Origin of the sequence: Hymenobacter properus, assembly GCF_015694735.1 — a bacterium.
In the GTDB taxonomy this organism is placed as follows: Bacteria; Bacteroidota; Bacteroidia; order Cytophagales; family Hymenobacteraceae; genus Hymenobacter; species Hymenobacter properus.
Genome location: NZ_JADQDP010000002.1, coordinates 580,573 through 598,559 on the forward strand (window position 1 = coordinate 580,573; position 17,987 = coordinate 598,559).

At 65.3% G+C, this 17,987-nt stretch carries 9 protein-coding genes and 1 pseudogene; 5 read left to right on the top strand and 5 right to left on the bottom strand.

Annotated elements, in window-relative coordinates; all coding sequences use genetic code 11:
• Window positions 1-28: 28 nt before the first annotated feature.
• A complete protein-coding gene (locus I2I01_RS08700) occupies window positions 29-2,656 on the top strand; it encodes a T9SS type A sorting domain-containing protein (RefSeq protein ID WP_196286051.1) in 2,628 nt (875 codons plus the stop codon).
• Window positions 2,657-2,742: 86 nt separating this feature from the next.
• Here the strand turns inward: I2I01_RS08700 and I2I01_RS23650 are convergent, their stop codons facing one another.
• On the bottom strand, window positions 2,743-3,879 hold the full coding sequence (locus I2I01_RS23650) for an alpha-amylase domain-containing protein (RefSeq protein WP_449555670.1): 1,137 nt from the start codon (window positions 3,877-3,879) through the stop codon (window positions 2,743-2,745).
• Between the two features lie 75 nt (window positions 3,880-3,954).
• Window positions 3,955-5,127 (bottom strand): annotated as a pseudogene (locus tag I2I01_RS23655) (alpha-amylase family glycosyl hydrolase); the annotation flags it as partial.
• A gap of 478 nt (window positions 5,128-5,605) precedes the next feature.
• Between I2I01_RS23655 and I2I01_RS08710 the strand changes: the two are divergent.
• The 3 genes from I2I01_RS08710 to I2I01_RS08720 all read left to right on the top strand — a co-directional run bounded on the left by I2I01_RS08710 (window position 5,606) and on the right by I2I01_RS08720 (window position 9,382).
• A complete protein-coding gene (locus I2I01_RS08710; RefSeq protein WP_196286053.1) occupies window positions 5,606-6,376 on the top strand; it encodes a murein L,D-transpeptidase catalytic domain family protein in 771 nt (256 codons plus the stop codon).
• 153 nt (window positions 6,377-6,529) lie between these two features.
• Entirely contained in the window at window positions 6,530-7,375 is an 846-nt protein-coding gene (locus tag I2I01_RS08715) for a murein L,D-transpeptidase catalytic domain family protein (protein WP_196286054.1), read from the top strand.
• A gap of 162 nt (window positions 7,376-7,537) precedes the next feature.
• Window positions 7,538-9,382 carry a family 10 glycosylhydrolase gene (locus I2I01_RS08720; RefSeq protein ID WP_196286055.1) on the top strand — a complete coding sequence of 615 codons (1,845 nt, stop codon included), beginning with the start codon at window positions 7,538-7,540 and terminating at the stop codon, window positions 9,380-9,382.
• 88 nt (window positions 9,383-9,470) lie between these two features.
• Here the strand turns inward: I2I01_RS08720 and I2I01_RS08725 are convergent, their stop codons facing one another.
• The 3 genes from I2I01_RS08725 to I2I01_RS08735 form a co-directional block, all read right to left on the bottom strand.
• The gene (locus I2I01_RS08725; protein ID WP_196286056.1) at window positions 9,471-10,532 is read right to left on the bottom strand and encodes an Ldh family oxidoreductase; all 1,062 of its coding nucleotides are present in this window, start codon (window positions 10,530-10,532) and stop codon (window positions 9,471-9,473) included.
• A 109-nt stretch (window positions 10,533-10,641) separates the two neighbouring features.
• The gene (locus I2I01_RS08730) at window positions 10,642-11,406 is read right to left on the bottom strand and encodes a LytR/AlgR family response regulator transcription factor (protein ID WP_196286057.1); all 765 of its coding nucleotides are present in this window, start codon (window positions 11,404-11,406) and stop codon (window positions 10,642-10,644) included.
• Window positions 11,407-11,472: 66 nt separating this feature from the next.
• Window positions 11,473-13,437, bottom strand: coding sequence for an ATP-binding protein (locus I2I01_RS08735; RefSeq protein ID WP_196286058.1), 1,965 nt, complete (start codon window positions 13,435-13,437; stop codon window positions 11,473-11,475).
• Between the two features lie 298 nt (window positions 13,438-13,735).
• Between I2I01_RS08735 and I2I01_RS08740 the strand changes: the two genes are divergently transcribed.
• Complete coding sequence (locus tag I2I01_RS08740; RefSeq protein WP_196286059.1) at window positions 13,736-17,971, top strand: beta strand repeat-containing protein; 4,236 nt, start codon at window positions 13,736-13,738, stop codon at window positions 17,969-17,971.
• Window positions 17,972-17,987 lie beyond the last annotated feature (16 nt).

Consider the following 17,987-nt stretch of genomic DNA (forward strand, 5'->3'; position numbering starts at 1 on the left):
ATTTGAACGGACCCATTCCATTTGTTCTATGAAAACTTCTACTTTGCTGAGGGCCCTGGCCATGGGTGTAGCGCAGCTGTGGCTGCTGTTGTTGCATGGCGTACCGGCTGTGGCGGGCGCCGGGCTTCCGGCGGCCCCCACCTTAACCGAAGCTTTGAACCCGGATGGGACGCTGCGAACCGAAGTGCAGGGTTCCTTCGACGCCCGGGGCTTTCGCATGACAATGGGCCCCGACGGCCGGCCGGCGTTTCGGCCCGTTTCTACCACCGGAGCCGGCGACGAGTTCTGGCAGAACGGGTTCGGCCTGGCTGGCACCAACGGCATTGTCTATACGGTGGTGCAGGCCGGAAGCAACGTTTACATCGGCGGGACTTTCTCCTCGGTGGGAAACATTGTAGCCAACAACGTGGCCCGCTGGGACGGCACACGCTGGCATAGCCTGGGCAGCGGCGCCAGCAACGGCGTGAAGGGCGGGACCGTGAGAGCCCTGGCCGTCATCGGGACCGACGTTTACGTGGGGGCCGAAGGGCTTATGCTCACCGCGGGCATTTCGGGGATTTTGCTGAAATGGAACGGCAGCACCTGGGGCTGGGTGGGGCCCACCCAGGCTTCCGACGTCAACGGGACGGTGAGCGCGCTGGCGGTAATGGGGCCGGACCTGTACGTGGGAGGCGTTTTCAACAGCGTTGGTGGGGTTTCAGCCAAAGCAATAGCCAAGTGGAATGGCAGCAGCTGGAGCAGCCTGGGCAGTGGGGTAGATGCTTTCTCGCTGGGCGCGGGGCAAAGCGGAGCCGTGTATGCGTTGGGCGTGCAGGGAAATCAGCTGTACGTGGGCGGCTTTTTCACCCAGGCCGGAAGCCGGCCGGCCAACTACATTGCCCGCTGGGACGGAAGCAATTGGAACAGCCTGGGCACCGGGCTAAGCGGCGGAAGTACCAACACGGTTGTGGCCATTGCGGTGTCGGGAACGGATGTGTACGTGGCCGGCGGCTTTGTCCAGGCCGGTAGCGCCACCGTCAACCGCATTGCCCGCTGGGACGGCAGCAACTGGAGCAGCCTGAGCACCGGCATGGGCACCGGCAGCCCGCGGGCGCTGGCGGTGCTGGGCGGTAGCTTGTATGTGGGCGGCGAATTCACCGAGGCCGGCGGCGTAGCAGTCAACAACGTTGCCCGTTGGAACGGCACGAGTTGGAGCGGCCTGGGCACCGGGGCCACCAATGGCGTAAACCAGGTGCGGTACTCTCCCGTGGGTGCCCTGGCCGCCATCGGCAACGAGCTTTACGTGGGAGGGACCTTTAGCCGGGCCCGCGACATTCGCGCCGACGGGCTGGCCCGGTGGAACGGTAGCACCTGGCTTTCTTTCGCAACTGCGGGCGCTCCGGTCAACGGAGCCTACGGATATCTTTATTCCGAGCCCGCGGTCAACGCGGTTGCAGTAATTGGTTCGAGCGTGTACGTGAGCGGTACGTTCGACCACTTAGGCGGAGCCGTTGCCAGCATTGTCCGCTGGGACGGGGCCAGCTGGAGCACGCTGGGCACTGGGCTAAACGGCTCCGTCAGCGCCATGGCGGTGGCGGGCACCAGCCTCTACGTGTGCGGTAGCTTCAGCCAGGCTGGCGGTGTGGCGGCCTCTGGCGTGGCGCGGTGGGATGGCACAAGCTGGAGCAGCCTGGGCACCGGCATCTTCACGGGCACTGTCCAGGGCGGCGCTTATGCCCTGGCCGTGTCTGGCTCCGACGTGTACGTGGGCGGCCGCTTCACGCAGGCCGGTGGCGTGGCCGCCAGCAACATTGCCAAATGGAATGGCAGCAGCTGGAGCGCGCTGGGCACTGGCGTATCCGGCGGCATCAGCGGAAATCCCTCTTATGTAAACGCCATTGCCGTTTCCGGCGCCAACGTGTACGTGGGTGGGGTATTTACGCAAGCCGGCGGAACCACCGTTGATAACATCAGCCGGTGGGATGGCACCCGGTGGAACAGCCTGGGCAGCGGCATCCCCGCAGGCATCGTTTCCGCCCTGGCTGTGTCCGGCACCGACCTGTACGTGGGCGGCCGCTTCGCGCAGGCCGGCGGCGTGGCCGCCAGCAACATTGCCAAATGGGACGGCACGAATTGGAGCAGCCTGGGTGGCGGCATTGCCACGGGCACCGTTTCCGTCCTGGCCGTGTCCGGTGCCGACGTGTACGTGGGCGGCAACTTCACCCAGGCCGGTACAACGGCCGCCAATAATATTGCGAAGTGGAATGGCAACAGCTGGAGCAGCCTGGGCACGGGCACCAATAAACAAGTTTTTGCCCTGACGGCGGTTGGTACGAGGGTGTATGTGGGCGGCAATTTTGTGGCCACCGGCGATGAAAGCAAAATGATGAACGGCTGGGGTATTTACGACCCTGCCGTTCCCACTGCCACGGCCGCTGCCGCTCGTGCGGCCGCTGCCAGCCTTTATCCCAACCCGGCTTCGCAGCAGGTTACTTTATCGCTATCGGCCACAGATAAGGCCCGTCCCGTTCAGCTGGTCGACGCAAGCGGCCGGGTTCTGCGGCAGGTGCAGCTGCCGGCGGGGGCCGGCACCATCGCCCTGCCCGTGAGTGGACTGCCAGCTGGCGTATACCTGGTGCGTTGCGGCGAGCTGGCCCGCCGCCTGGTGGTGCCGTAGCAGATAGCATTTTCAATTCCGGTCAAAAAGAAAAGCCTGCCCGAGCTGTCCCGGGCAGGCTTTTTTCATTAACCAAATCCTGCGGTCTACCGCACCGCCACCTTCTGGCTCACGTGGAACTCGGGCACGCTCAGCTGGTAGATGCCCGCTGCCAGTGCCGTTTTCACGCCCAGGCGCAGCTCGTTCGAGCCGTTGTAGAGGCGCACAGTTTCCTGGTGCACCAAGCGGCCCATCAGGTCGTGCAGCTGCACGGTGGCGGCTTGCTCGCGGTTGGCCGTTATCACCACGTCGATGCGGTCGGCCGCGGTGGGGTTGGGGTACACCGACACTTCGGCGGCAGGAGCTTCCTGGGCGGTGGCCAGCACGTTGGCGTCGCGGCGGCCGGTCATGGCGCCCGTCACCACAGTGGGGGCGGTGTAGGTCACCTTCACGAAAGCACCCTGCGTGGGATTAGCAGTACTAGCGTTTTTGGCTTTGAGCGTGTACCAGCCTTCCGAGGGCACGGTGTAGGTGCCCGTGAGGGTGCCGGTGCCGGTCTGGCTGCTCACCACCGTGCCGGCACTGTTGAGCACGGCCACGGTGAGGCTGCGGGTGGCGTCGGTAGGGTAGAGGTTGTAGGTCACCGTCTTGTTGGCCGCCACGTAGATGCGGCCGGCCGTGCGGTAAGCGGTAGAGCCGCCGGGCAGGGCGCCGCCTTGCATCAGGCTGCGGCTGTCGGCGTCGCCGAGGTCGTCGGCCAGTTCCCATTCCTGGGTGGTGGCCAGGGCGGGGCGGGTGTAGCCGGTGGTGGCGTTCACGGGCGCCCACACCGAGTAGCCGCGCCGGCCGCCGGCGGCCGTGCCGTTGCAGGGGGGCGTGTTGATGGCTACAGTCTGGCTGCTGCTCACTGTCACGGTGGCCGTGCCGTTGGCGCCGGAATAGTCCTTGAGCACGGTGCCGGGGGCAAAATCGCAGCTCACGGTGTTGTTCTGCCAGTTGGCGTAGCTGTCGTTGATGCCGATGATGGCCTTGGTGCTGCGCTCAATCACGAGGTGGTCGGCGGCTTGCCAGCGCACCTTGTAGGCGCCGTCCTTGAAGTGCAGGTTCTGGTGGCACCACACCAGGTTCACGAGGTCGTCGCGGGTGGGCAGGTCGGTGGTGCTTTTGGGGCTGTGGATGTAGCGCTTGCTGGTGTTGCCCACGTTGAACACGTCTTCAAAATAGAGCATTGGCGAGCCGTCCATGGCCAGTGCAGCGGCATACACGGCCGAGAGGCGCGGGTCGAACGGGTCGATGTGCGGGGCCAGCTCCGAGCCGGTGTTCCAGCCGGTGTAGTTGCCGTTGGCGTCGGTTTGGGGGCGCATGGTGTCGTGGTTGTTCACGAAGGGCACCGTGCGGTGCACGTAGGTGCCGTTGATGTTGAACACCCGCGCGCCCTGCTGGTAGCTGGGCAGCGTGCCGATGTCGAAGCTGCCGCCCTGGCTCACGATGTTGTAAAGCCCATTGCGCAGGTTGAAGTCGAACGTGCCCGAGCGGTTGTTCACGTTGGTCACCCACTGGTCCATTTGGCTGCTGGAGCCCACCCATTCGCCCACGGCGTACATGGTGGCCCCGCCGCTGGCCCAGCCGGCGTTGCTTTGCAGGTTGTACAGGAAATCTTCCGAGGCAAAATCGGGAAAATGCTTCACCGCATCGAGCCGCACCCCGTCGAAGCCCACCTGCTTCTTGTACCACACCAGCCAGTTGCGGTTGCCGGTACGCATGTAGTCGCTGGCCTGCGTGGGGTTGTAAGTGGCGTTGGAGCTTTGGCCGTAGGAGCCCGAATAGTAGCTGATATCGGGCCCGAAGTAAGGCGCATTCCAGTCGCCGGAGGTGGAGTTGTTGCCGGGGTTGGGGTTGAAATTCTGCCAGTTTTTCGAGAAGCGGCCGGTGCGGGCCAGGTAGTCGGCGGCGCTCTCGTCGGTCACTGGCCGGCCGTAGCTCACGTAGCGGAAGTTCTTGTATTTGCTGGTGGTGCCGTCGTCCCAGGCGCCGGGGTCCTGCCCGCCCGCTCCGCTGGAGGAGCCAGCCCCGTCGTTGTGGTTCAGCACCACGTCCTGAATCACCTCAATGCCGTTGGCGTGCAGCACGGCCACGGCACGCAGCAGCTCGTCTTTGGTGCCCATGCGGGTGGCCAGGAAGCCCTTCTGCCACTTGTCGCCCAGGTCGTAGTTGTCGAAGGGGGAGTAGCCGTTGCCCTGGTTGGGGTTTTTGATGGTGGGCGGAATCCACACCGCGTCCACGCCCATGGTCTTGAGGCGTGGGGCCAGGTCGGCGAGGTAGTTGGCCCAGCCGTTGGGGTAGTTGTTGTTCCAGAAGTCCCACCAGAAGCCCTGCATCACTACTTTTTGGGCTTGGGCCGAGTGGTTGCCGGCGCCCAGCAGGGCCGCGGCCAGCGCAAGCGTAAACCGGAATCGTTTGCGGAATGGAAAATAGGGTGAAAAGTGCATCATGTGTGGGAATTTGGTTTTGTGGAAAAAAGAATGAAGGAAATGGCAAGTGGCAGTCTGAGAGCCGAAGCCTAAAACCGCCTGCTTGCTGTCGCCAAGGTATATTTATTTCAGATTTTGGTAAAAGAATGACATAATGTTATACGCCTGATTTATTTGACTTTAACAATAATTTATAGACTTTGCGCATTCGTTTGCACATTGAAATGCGCATTCGTTTGCACTAGAGGCATTTTTACAAAAAATTTATGAGTGCTTACCAGGCCCATTTTTTGGTGGAAGTGCGATAGATTCGTCAATGCCTGCCCGCGCATTTCAACCTCAGCAGTTGGAGCCGACTGCCCGGCTGCTGTAATTTTAACCCATGTTTGGGCAGTCAGAAATGAATACAAGTCGGGCAAAAGGACTGAGGTTGCCAAGCCTTGGGTGCCTGGCAGCAGCCGCGCTACTAACAGCCGGGTGCCAGCTGCGGGCCGATGAGTTGCGCAGTACCGCTGGCGCGCCGCACCCGCGGGCCACTGCCCTTGCCACCGTTGCTGATACTGTCGCTACTGCCGCCGCGCCCGTTCCCGATTCGCTGCGCCTCACGCCCGTGGCCGCAGTGCCCGGCGTGCCCGATACCCTGCGCCAGGCCATCCGGCAGCTGCACGCCGCCCTGGGCCCTACGGCCGCCGAACTGCGCCCTGAGGTGTTGGAGCAGGCCTGCGTGGGCTACCTCACCCTTCACCCCACGGGCCGCATCGAGCGGGCCGGCTTGCTGGCCGTGGCCGACATGGACCTGCCCAACACCACCGAGCGCCTCTGGGTCATCGACCTAAAGGCAGCCAAGGTGCTGCACCGCAGCTACGTGGCCCACGGCGAAGGCTCGGGCCACTTGCGCGCCCGCCGGTTTTCCAACGAGGAAAAGTCGGCCTGCACTTCGCTGGGCTTCTACCGCACGGCCGGCACCTACGACGGCATCCACGGCTACTCGCGCCGCATTGAGGGGCTCGACAAGGGCCAAAACGCCAATGCCTTCGACCGCTATGTGGTGCTGCATGCGGCCGACTACGCCAGCCCGAAATACATTGCCCAATACGGCCACCTGGGCTACAGCCGCGGCTGCCCGGCGCTGCCGCCCGAGCAGTTCAAGGACATCATTGCCACCATGCGGGTGGGCAGTATGATGCTGCTAAGCGGCCCCGGCGTCCGGTCGCGCTGGCTCGATGGGCCGGCGGCGGGGCGGCGCTTTGTGCAGCGCGGCTGGCGATAGGGGCGGGGCCGAGCATAGCGGTTTGGAATTATTAGGAGTGGGTTGGCGTTTTAGCTTTTGTCCACTGTGGATGGAATGCCGTATAAGGCTATAAACCAGTTGCCGTCCGGCAGTTGGCGGTTTAGCTCATTCGCCCGCAAATCCTTCGAAACCATGCACCAGACCAGCATCATTCAGCGGAAACGGAAGTCCCTGCGTCGCCAGCGTTTGGCGCGGCGGGTGTTGCCTTTCCTGGCCTCTTTGTTCCTGGCCACGCCCATGGCCGGCCCGGTCACGAAGTCGATGGCCGGCAGCTCGCCCAGCGAGTTGCGCGACATCAAGTTTGCTTTCTCGCCCCAGGCCCAGTTCGACAAAACGTTGCGCACCACCTACGACGCCCTCGGCGCCGAGCAGGAAGGCCTGCGCTTCGAAACCTTCGCCAAGGCCATGACCGGCTACCTCAACCTGCGCCAAGCCGGCAAGCTCGACGAAAGCAAGCAGGTGCTGACGGTGGTTGACTTCGACCTGCCCAGCACCGAGAAGCGCCTGTGGGTGCTCGATTTGGCCAAGAACGAAATCCTGTTCCATACGCTCGTGGCCCACGGCCACAACTCCGGCGAGAACGAAGCCACCAACTTCTCCAACACCGACCAGAGCAACATGAGCAGCCTGGGCTTTTATGCCACGGGCGGCGAATACGAGGGCAAGCACGGCCACTCCCTGCGCCTCGAGGGCCTGGATGAAGGCGTGAACAGCAACGCCGCCGCCCGCTCCATTGTGATGCACGGCGCCGACTACGTGAGCGAAGACTTCATCAAGCAGAACGGCCGCCTGGGCCGCAGCCTCGGCTGCCCGGCTCTGCCCATGGACCAGTATTCGCAGATTATTGATGCGGTGACGGGTGGCACCTGCTTGTTCCTGAACAAGTCGGACGCCGGGTACTCGTCGCAGTACCTGAACCAGAACGTGGCCATTGCTGCGCTGGTACCGGCTGCCAACGGGCACGTTTCGAAAGTTTAAAGCACCGCACTTGCATTAGCCAGCGGCGCCTTACCGGGTTTTTTCCGGGAGGCGCCGCTTTTTTTTGCTTAAAAATGCCTACTTGAAAGATTGAGCAGAAGCATCAGACAAAATGCGGTACCTTCCAAACCTCATTCCTTATTCCCACCTTTTCCACATTCTATGGCCCTTTCTACACAATGCTTCCGAAGATTTAGTCTTGCCCTGGTGCTGGCAGTACTAGCCTTTTCAAGCCCGGCCCAAACCCTCTCCACGCCGCCCAAGCGTGAGATGCGCGCCGCCTGGATAGCGCACGTCTTCAACCTCGACTGGCCCAGCGCCCGCACCCGCACGCCCGTGCAGCAGCGCCAGGAGTTCGTGAGCCTGCTTGACCGGCATCGGCAAAACGGCATCAACGCGGTGGTGGTGCAGGTGCGCGCCGCGGCCGACGCCATCTATCCCAGCACCCTGGAGCCCTGGAGCGAGTGGCTGAACGGCACCCAGGGCCAGGCCCCCAGCCCGGCCTACGACCCACTGGCCTTCATGGTGCGGGAGACGCACCGCCGCGAGATGGAATTCCACGCTTGGATAAACCCCTACCGGGCCCTTACCAGCGCCACGGCCAGCGTGGCGCCCACCCACGTCACGGTGCAGCACCCCGACTGGGTGGTGCCCTACGGCACCCTGCGCGTGCTCGACCCCGGCCTGCCCGCCGTGCGCCAGTACTTGGTGCGCGTGGTGATGGACGTGGTGCGGCGCTACGACGTGGACGCCATTCACTTCGACGACTACTTCTACCCGGCTCCGCAAACGGGCGTCACCTTCAACGACGCGGCCACGTTTGCGGCCTACCCGCGCGGCTTCACCTCGCTGGCCGACTGGCGGCGCAACAACGTGGACTTGTTTGTGAAGATGGTGTCCGACAGCATTCGGGCCGCCAAGCCGTGGGTGAAGTTTGGCATTTCGCCGCCCGGCGTGTGGCGCAACGGCACCAGCGTGGGCGGCACGGCTACCACGGCCTTTCAGAGCTACACCGATATTTACGCCGACTCGCGGAAGTGGCTCAAGCGTGGCTGGGTCGATTACCTTGCGCCACAGGTGTACTTCGCCATCGGCCAGACAGCGGCCAACTATAGTCTGATTGTGCCGTGGTGGAGCCAGCAGGTGAACCCCGACACCGTGCGGCACGTGTATGTGGGCCAGGGCGTGTACCGGGTGAGTGCCACGGCCACCGAGCCGGGCTTCCGCCTGCCCACGCAGCTGCCCAGCCAGATTCGGCTGCTGCGCCAGCAGCCCAACGTGCAAGGCAGCATCTTCTACAATTCGACGCCGCTGCTGGCCAACCCCATGGGCTTTGTCGATTCGCTGCGTACCGACTTCTACCGTTTCCCGGCCCTGGTGCCCACCATGCCTTGGAAAGACGCCGTGCCGCCGCTCACGCCGCGCCAGGTAAGCCAATACAATGACGCCGCCGTGCCCGAAACGCGCCTGAGTTGGCAGGCCCCGCTGCCCGCCCCCGACGGCGAAACGGCCCGCTGGTACGCCGTGTACCGCTTCCCGGGCCGCACCACGCCCATCGCCGCCGCCGACCTGGCCAACCCCGCCAACCTGCTGGGCATTACCGACACTACGGCCTACCGCATTGCCGGCCCGCCCGACCCCGGTCGCTACGTGTACGCCGTGACGGCCCTCGACCGACTGCACAACGAAAGCACCCCCGCCAACGTGGGCTTGTTCCTGCTGGCCACTCCCAACGCCGCCCTTGCACAGCCCCTTTTCGAGCCCGCCGCACCCAATCCTTTCGCTTCGGAAACTCGCCTGGCTTTCACGCTCCCTGCCGCCGGTGCCGTCAGCCTGCGCGTCATCGACCTGGCCGGCCGGGAAGTAGCCGTGCTGACCGAAGGCGCACAAGCCGCTGGCCGCCACGAAGTAGTATTGCGTGCTGCCGATTGGCCTGCCGGCCTCTACGTGGTGGTGCTGCAAACCGCGGGCGGCGTAGCCCGGCAAAAGGTGCTCCTGCTGCGCTAGTGCTACCAGCCCTCCCCACAACACGACAGCACAAGGGCGCCCGGCAATTTGCCGGGCGCCCTTGTGCTGTCACTGCGAAGCTCTGTGGCTACAGCTTCACCCCAAATTTGGCGCCCACGCCTTCCAGGTCCTTCACCACCGCGTCGAGCAGCGGAATACCATCCAGAATGCGGTGCGCGGCCATTTCGCGCTCCGGGTCGCCGGGAATGAGGACCTTTTTGCCTTCCACGGCCTGCGCGTTGCGGAAAGTCGAAATCCAGTTATCCATGTGGGCTTTGAACTCGTCGGCCGGCCGGAAGGCATCGACGCGCATGGCGCCGAAGAAGTGTCCCAGGCCCTGGCCCACGGGGTTGGCCGAAGGCTGCAGAAAGGCCACGAAGGGCGGCACCCAGGGACCGTAGTTGGCGCCGGAGAGTACGGCCGAGAAAATGTCGACAATGCTGCCCAGGGCATAGCCTTTGTGCGAGCCGGTGGCCCCGCCGAGGGGCAGCAAGGCGCCGCCGTTTTTCACGGCGTTGGCGTCGGTGCTGGGCTGGCCGTCGGCGGTTTGGGCCCAGCCTTCGGGTAGGGGTGTGCCTTTGCGCTGGGCAATTTCGAGCTTGCCGTTGGCCGCAGTGGTGGTGGCCATGTCAGCCACAAAATCGGGCTGCTCGCCGGCGGGCACGGCCACAGCAATGGGGTTGGTGCCGAGCAGGCGGTCGAGCGAATAAGTGGGCGCTACCAAAGGCGAGGCGTTGGTCATGGCCACGCCTATCATGTCGTGGGCCAGGGGCAGCATGGCGTGGTAGCCCGCAATGCCGAAGTGGTTGGAGTTCTTCACCGACACCCAGCCCGTGCCCACTTGTCGGGCTTTCTCGATGGCCACGCGCATAGCCTTGGGGCCTACCACCAAGCCCAGGCCGCCGTCGCCGTCCACCACGGCGGTGCTGGGTGTTTCGTAGGTCACGCCCACGCGGGGCGTGGCGTTGATGCGGCCGGCTTCCCATAAGCGCACGTAGCCCACGAGGCGGGCCACGCCGTGCGAGTCCACGCCGCGCAAATCGGCCGAGAGCAGGGTTTCGGTGGCAAGGGTGGCGTCTTCATCGGGGCAGCCGATGCTGCGAAAAACGGCCTCCGTGAAGGCAAAGAGTTGGCTGTAGGAAAAGGTCATGGCCGCAAAATTAGGGGCGGATGCGGCGTGCCGCCGCGCGGGCCCACCTTCCCCAGGGTCCTTGCCACGGGCGGGCCCTGGCCGAAGCGGCGCGCGGCCCTATCCCGCGCTAATCCAGCTTGTAGAGCCGGCGTAGCAGCTCGTGGTGGTAGGTTTGGCTCACGGGTAATACTTGTTCGCCCACCTGCGCCAGGTTGCGCACCGGGTCGAAGCGCTCCAGGTAGTCGAGGTTGATGTGGTAGCTGCGCTGAATCTGCACGAACCGGTCGGGCGGAAGGTGGCGCATCACCTCGCGCAGGGGCATGCGCACCACCACCGTGCGCCCGGCCAGCACCAGGCGGCACACCTTGTTGTCGGCTTCCACGCTTTGAATTTCGCTCACGCGGATTTTCTCCAGCAGGCCGTTTTCCTTGATGAACAGCGTGTCCGGCGTTTTTTCCGGCGGCTGAGCAGCGGTGGGGGCCGTGGCCTCGGCCGCAACTGCTGCGCCGGTAGCCGCAAAGCTGTCGATGGCCAGCGCCATGGCTCTTTTCAGGGCGTCGAAGGCCACGGGCTTGATGAGGTAGGCGGCCGGGCCCAGCGGGCGGGCGCGGGCAAAGGCTTCGTCGTCGGCCCGCGAGGTGAGAAAAATGATGGGCACGGGGCGCAGTTCCCGCAGCTGGCCCGCCAGTTCAATCCCATCCACCGCGCCGCGCAGGTGCACATCGAGCAGCACCAGGTCCACGGCTTCGGTGCGAAACAGCGAGAGGGTCGTGCGCGCATCGGTGGCCGGGCCGATGAACTCGCAGCCCAGGTCTTGCAGGTAGGCTTCGAGCTGGTCGGCGTAAATCGGCTCGTCTTCCACCACCAGCACGCGAATGGCTAAATCGCCCATAGGATTTTCCAGGTTATGGCACTAAGACCTGGCCGAAAGTACGCAAATTGTAGGGGCAGGGTGCTCCTACACCGTTTCGCCCGCCAGCTGCGAAACCTCTTGATTCGTTTCGGCCCCAACCGCTGCCGGTAGCGCCACCACCACCGTGGTGCCTTGCCCGGGCCGGCTCGTCAGGCTGAGCTGGCCGCCCTGGGCGCGGGCAAACGACTGGCTTAGCCGCCAGCCCAGGCCCGCCGGCCCGCGCCGACCGGCCGGATACCCAATGGCCGCTTCGGCCACCAGCCGCTGCACTTGCGCGGCATCCATGCCCGCACCGGTGTCGCGCACCACAAGGTTAATGTAGCGGGGCAGCCCGGCCTCTGCAGCGAGGGTGATGGTGCCCCCGGCTGGGGTGGCACGCAAGGCGTTGCTGATGAGGTTGCGCAGGATGGTGTGCGTCATGTTGCGGTCGGCCCGCACCCGGCCAGCAGTGCCGGGGGCCACGGCGAGCTGCACGCCGGCGGCTTCGCAGCCGGGCTGGTAAAGCGCAGCCGCCTCGGCCAGCAGGGTGGCGGCATCCAGGGTTTCGGGCTGGGGCGTGAGCTCGCCGCGCTGGGTGAGGGCCCAGCTGAGCAGGTTGTCGAGAAGGCCGCGCAGGCCCTCGGCCGCCTGGCGCATGCGCTCGCCCAGGCCCAGCAAACGGGCGGTGTCGTGGCGCTCCACGTAGCGCTTCAGCAGGTCGGCCAAGGCGGAGAAAGCCACCACGGGGCTGCGCAAATCGTGGGCGATGAGGGCGTAGAGGCGGTCTTGCTCGGTGCGGGTGGCTTGCAACTCGGTGTTTTGGCGGGCCAGCTGGGCCCGGCTCAGCCGCAGGCGCCAGGCCAGCAGGCCAGCCCCGCCCAGGCCGGCGGCCACGGCCAGCAACAGTCCCCCAAGCAGCCAGAGATACTGCCGTTGCTTGGCGGCTTGCTGTTGCTGGAGCTGGGTGCGCTGGGTGAGCTCGCGCACGCGGTTCTGCTGCCGTTCGGTGTCGAACTGCACCCGCAGGCGGGCCAAGGTCTGGCGCCGCTCTGCCGATTCCAGGCTGTCGAGCAGCGCTTGGCCGGTGCGGGCCAGCCGGTAAGCGGCCAGGCCCTGCCCGGTTTCGGCCAGGGCAGCAGCCAGCAGCTTGTCGCCCTGCGCTTCCAGTCCAGTGGCTTTGAGCTGGCGGGCCCAGGCCACGGCGGGGCGAAGCAGGGCGGCTGCCTCGGCGGGGCGGTGGCGGGCCAGCAGTACTTCGGCCAGGCCCAGGCGCGTTTCAGTCTGGCCAAACCGGTCGCCGAAGCGCTGGTAGAGCCGCAAAGACTCATTGAAGCAGTACTCAGCCGAGTCGTATTGCCAGTGTAGGGCATGCACCTGGCCCATGTCGGCGAAGCAGGAGGCCTGGTTGGCGTCGGGGGGCAGGCGGCGGAAGGAGGCCAGGGCCTGGCGGGTGTATTGGGTACAGAGGCGGTCGATGGAATCGGGGGCAGGCTGGCCCGAGCGCAGCCAGCCGTAGTACAGCGACGCCAAGCTGTACTGGCCCAGGCCCTGGTCGGAAATGGATACGGGACGGCGGCGCTGCATATGTGCTAGGGCCAGCCGGCCGTATTTCTCGGCTTCGGCAAAGTCCTGCTGCTGGATGGCCACCCGGCTCAGGCCCAGCAGGGCCAGCATGTGCTGGCGGTCGGCGCGCGGGGTGGTTTCGGCCCGGCGCACGGCCTGCTGGTAGTAGCGAATGGCGGCCAGCTCGTCGTGCTGCAGGTAGGCCGCCCGCGCCAGGGCGTTGAGCAGGTACACCTCGCCCAGGCCAAAGCGCAGCTGCCGGGCCAGGGCCAGGCCCTGCTGCCCGTAAGCCAGGGCCTGCGCCACGTCGTGGGTGCTGGTTTGCCAACACAAGTGGTTGAGCAGCAGCACGCGGTTGGTGTCGGGCGGCGTGGTGGCCAGGCGCTGCCGCAGGCTATCGAGCGCCGACGCCTGCGCCCCGGCGCTCAGGGGCAGCAGCAGTAAAAGCAGGAGGCGAAGCAGGCGCACAAGCGGGATGAGACAGACGGAATTACCCAAGATACTGCGGCCAAAGCCAAACCGCCAACGCCCTGCGCCGCGGTTACGTTGTGCCGGGCCCGGCCCGGGCCGTTTGGGAGCGAAAATCAGACTCGCACTGCGAACGCCTACACTCGCACCCAAAACCGTTAGACTCGCGCCCGCCGGGTTCCGGCGGCGGCGGCCTCGAGCTACCTTGTGCTGCAAGGGGCCCCGGGGCGTTACCCCCTCGACGCGGCAATTGCCAAACCCGGGGCCCTGCCACCCACCATTCTTCACTCTTCTTTTTATGGCTGAAACGACTACTTTGCCCCGGCCTGCCCGCTGGTATCGCCTGGGCGGCGCGCTGCTGGCCTTGCTGCTGAGCGGCCCGGCCGCCCTGGCCCAGCTCAGCGGCGCCTACACCATCAACGACGCCCAGCCCACGGGCGGCACCAACTTCGCCAGCTTTTCGGCGGCCGCCGCTGCGCTCACAACCAGCGGGGTGAGCGGGCCGGTGACGTTTAGCGTGAGCGGTGGGCCCTACACCGAGCAGCTGCGCCTGCCGGTTATTACGGGCAGCAGCGCCACCAACCGCATTACGTTCAACGGCAACGGGCGCACCCTGCAGTTTTTGTCTGCGACGGCGGCTGAGCCGGCCACCGTGTCGCTGAACGGGGCCGACTACGTGACCGTCAACAACCTCAACGTGATGAGTGGTGCTACGGCTGGCTGGGGCATTCAGCTGGTGAACAACGCCGACAACAACGTGGTGAGCAACTGCACCGTGACCAGCGGGGTGGCTTTCAACTGCGGAGGCATCGTGTCGGGGGCTGCTGCCACCAGCATCACCGCTGCCGGCGCCACGGCCAACCAGAACGTGACCATCACCGGCAACACGGTGCAGGGCGGCTACTACGGCATCAGCGTGATGGGCAACACGGTGGCGGCCCCCACGCCGGGCGTGGTCATCAGCAACAACACGGTGCGCGACTTTTACCAGTACGGCATCTACGCCGGTTACCTCACGGCGCCCCGAATTACGGGCAACGAGGCTACCCGGCCCACGGCTACCTCGGTTACGACCTACTACGGCATCTACCTGACCACCGGCGTGAGCGGCGCGGCCGTGGAGCGCAACCGCCTGCACACCGCTTACGCCCCGGGCACCAGCGGCGTGTCGTACGGCATCTTTGTGGGCACGGGCGCGGCGGCTACCGCTACCAGCACCAACGACGTAGTGAACAACCTGGTTTACGACATTTCGAGCGCCGGCGCAACGTTTGGCATTTACAACAACAGCTCGGCCTACGCGCGCTACTACCACAACACGATTGACATCAACGACCCCACCACGCAGTCGGTGAACAGCTCCTACGGCTTCTACCAGCTGCTGGGGCCGAACGTGGAATTTCTGAACAACATCGTGCGCATCAGCAAGGGCGGGGGCATGCCGCAGTTCGCGGTGTATGTTTCCACGCTTTCTGCCGGCTCCACCATCAGCAACTACAACGACCTGAGCGGGCAGGGTGCCAACTTCATTACCGGCGCCTACAACCAAACCAGCTTCCCGACCCTGGCCGCCTGGAAAACCGCCAACAATGGCGCCTTCGACCAAGCCAGCACCAACGCCGAACCGGGCTTCGAGAACGTGGCCACCGGCAACCTGCGCCCCACCGCCAGCCCCCTCGACGGCAAGGGCACACCGCTCGCCCGCGTGCCCCAGGACTTTACTGGCACCACCCGTAGCAGCACCGCCCCCGACCTGGGCGCTTACGAATTCACGCCCCCGGCCCTTGATGTGGCAGTGCTCAGCATCGACGCCCTGGCCCCGCCGCTCACGGCTGGCCCCCGGCCGGTGGTGACCACCATTCTCAACAATGGTACCACGGCCCTGACATCGGTGCGCCTGCAATACGTGCTGAACGGCGGCACCCCCGTGGCCCAGACGTTCACGCTGAGCAACCTGGCCCCAGGCACTTCCCAAAGCCTGACCTTTACTACGCCGGCGCAATTGGTGGTCGGGGCCGACACGCTGACGGTGACGGCTAGCCTGCCCAACGGCCAGCCCGATGCCAACGCCACCAACAACGCCCGCACCACGGTGGCCTACACCGCCCTGCGCGGCACCTACACCATCAACCAGCAGCAGCCCGCCAGCGCCACCAACTTCGTGAACTTCGGCACGGCCGCGGCGGCCCTCAACGGCGGCGGCGTGTCCGGCCCCGTGCGCCTGAACGTGCTGAACGGGCCCTACACCGGGCCTTTCGTACTGGGCATCATCCCTGGCGTGAGTGCCACCGACACGGTGGTGGTGGACGGCGGCGCTGCCAAGCAGTCCATTGTGTACAACGGCACGGTGGCGCAATCGGCCGCCATTTCGCTGCTCGATACCGACTTCGTGACCCTGCAAAACCTGACCATCGACGTGGCGGGCGCCGTGGGCGCGAATGTTACCTACGGCACGGGCGTGCAGGTGCAGGGTGCGGCCGAAAACAACCGCATTGCCAACTGCGTGATACTGGCGTCGCTGACCACTACGTCGGGCGGCTGCATAGGCATCTCGGTGGCGCCCGGCAGCTCGGGCACGCTGGTGCCGCTCGGCAACGCCACCAACCTGCGCGTGACGGGCAATGTCATCAGCGGCGGCTACAACGGGTTGGCGATGATAGGTGTTTCCAGTTCCAGCCGGGCCGCTGGTTTCCGCGCCATCGGCAACGAGGTGCGCGACTTTTACCAGCGCGGCATCGACGTGGAAAATAGCACCGGCGCGCGTGTGAGTGGCAACAACGTGCACCGCACCAACCGCTCGGTGGTCATTGCTTTCTACGGCATCTACGGCTTTAATAACCTGGCCTCAGTAGTGGAAAGCAACCGCATTCACGACTCCTTCAGCGGCGCGCCCACGAATGGTGCAAACGCCAGCGCCTACGGCATCTACTACACGGCCAACAGCGGGGTGCTGGGCCTGGAAAACGACGTGATTAACAACGTGGTGTATAATTTCACCGGCTTCGGCATCGATTACGGCATCTACAACTCAAGCACCGGCTATACCCGCTACTACCACAACACCGTGTCGCTGGACCAGACGAGCTACATTGGCACATCGGGCTGCTACGGCTTCTACCAGACGGGAGTAGCTAACCTGATTGACTTCCGCAACAACCTGATAAGCGTGACCCGCGGCGGCACGGGCAACAAGTACGCGCTGTACTTCGGCACGGTCGGCTCCACCATCACGTCGGACTACAATGACCTGTACGTGAGCGGCACCACCAACTTCACCGGCTACTACGGCAGCAGCCAGACCACCCTGGCCAACTGGCGCACCGTGAACAGCGCCAGCTACGACCAAAACAGCGTGCAGGCGGCTCCCCAGTTCACCGACCCTACCACCGGCAACCTGCTGCCCCTGAACCAGGCCCTCGACGGCGCTGGCACCGGGGCGCTGCTGGCCCGCGTGCCGCGCGACATTGTGGGCGTGCTGCGCCCGGCCGTGCCCGACCCCGGCGCCTACGAAATGACCGTGGTGCCCAACGACGTGGCAGTGGTGAGCATCAACGCCCCCACTACAACGGGCGTGCTCGGCACCAACCCGGTCACGGTCACCATTCGCAACGATGGCACGGCCACGCTGACCGCCGTCACGCTGAGCTACACGGTGACCAACGGCGCCACGCCGGCCGCCAACTCCCAAACCTTCACCGGCCTGAACCTGGGCTACCGCGCCACCCAGCAGCTGAGCTTCAGCACGCCCATCACCTTGGCGCAAGTGGGCACCTTCACGCTCACCGTCACCGGCAGCTTGCCCAACGGCCAGCCCGATGGCTACGCCGCCAACAACAGCCAAACCATCACCTTCGACCAAATTCAGCCGCCGAACGACGAGCCCTGCAACGCCATTGCCCTCACCGGCCAGCTCAACGGTTCCACTGTTAACTGCACCACCAGCGTTAGCGGCGGCATCATCAATTCGCTCCCCACCTGCTCGGGCGCGCAGCTGCCCAAGGATGCCTGGTTCACCTGGACGCCCACCGTTAGCAACCCCACGCTGTATTTCGGCGGCAATGCGGCCGGCCTGGTGCGCGTGTTCACGGCCGCTACCTGCACCACCGGATTTGTGCAGGTGGCCTGCCGCGCCAGCACTGGCCCCAACACCAGCCTGGGCGCCGTGGCCTTCACTGGCCTCACCGCCGGCACGCAGTACTACCTGGCCGTGAGCGGCTATGCCAGCAGCGACCCCACTGGCCCCTTCACCATCGGCCTCACGCCCCTCGGCACCCGCCCGCAAACCAACGCCGCCGCCCTCGCGGTGTTTCCCAACCCCACGGCCACTGGCGCCTTCACCCTGCGCCTGACCGACGGCAGCGCCCGCACCGGCCGCCTCCAGCTGCTCAACGCGCTGGGCCAGGCCGTGCGCACCCAAGAGCTGACCGCCGCATCTGAGCAACAAGTAAGCACCCGCGGCCTGGCCCCGGGCCTCTACACCCTGCTGGTGCAGGCCGGCACCGAAACGCTGACCCGCAAAGTGGTGGTGGAATAAGTCGGCCCCGGCATTC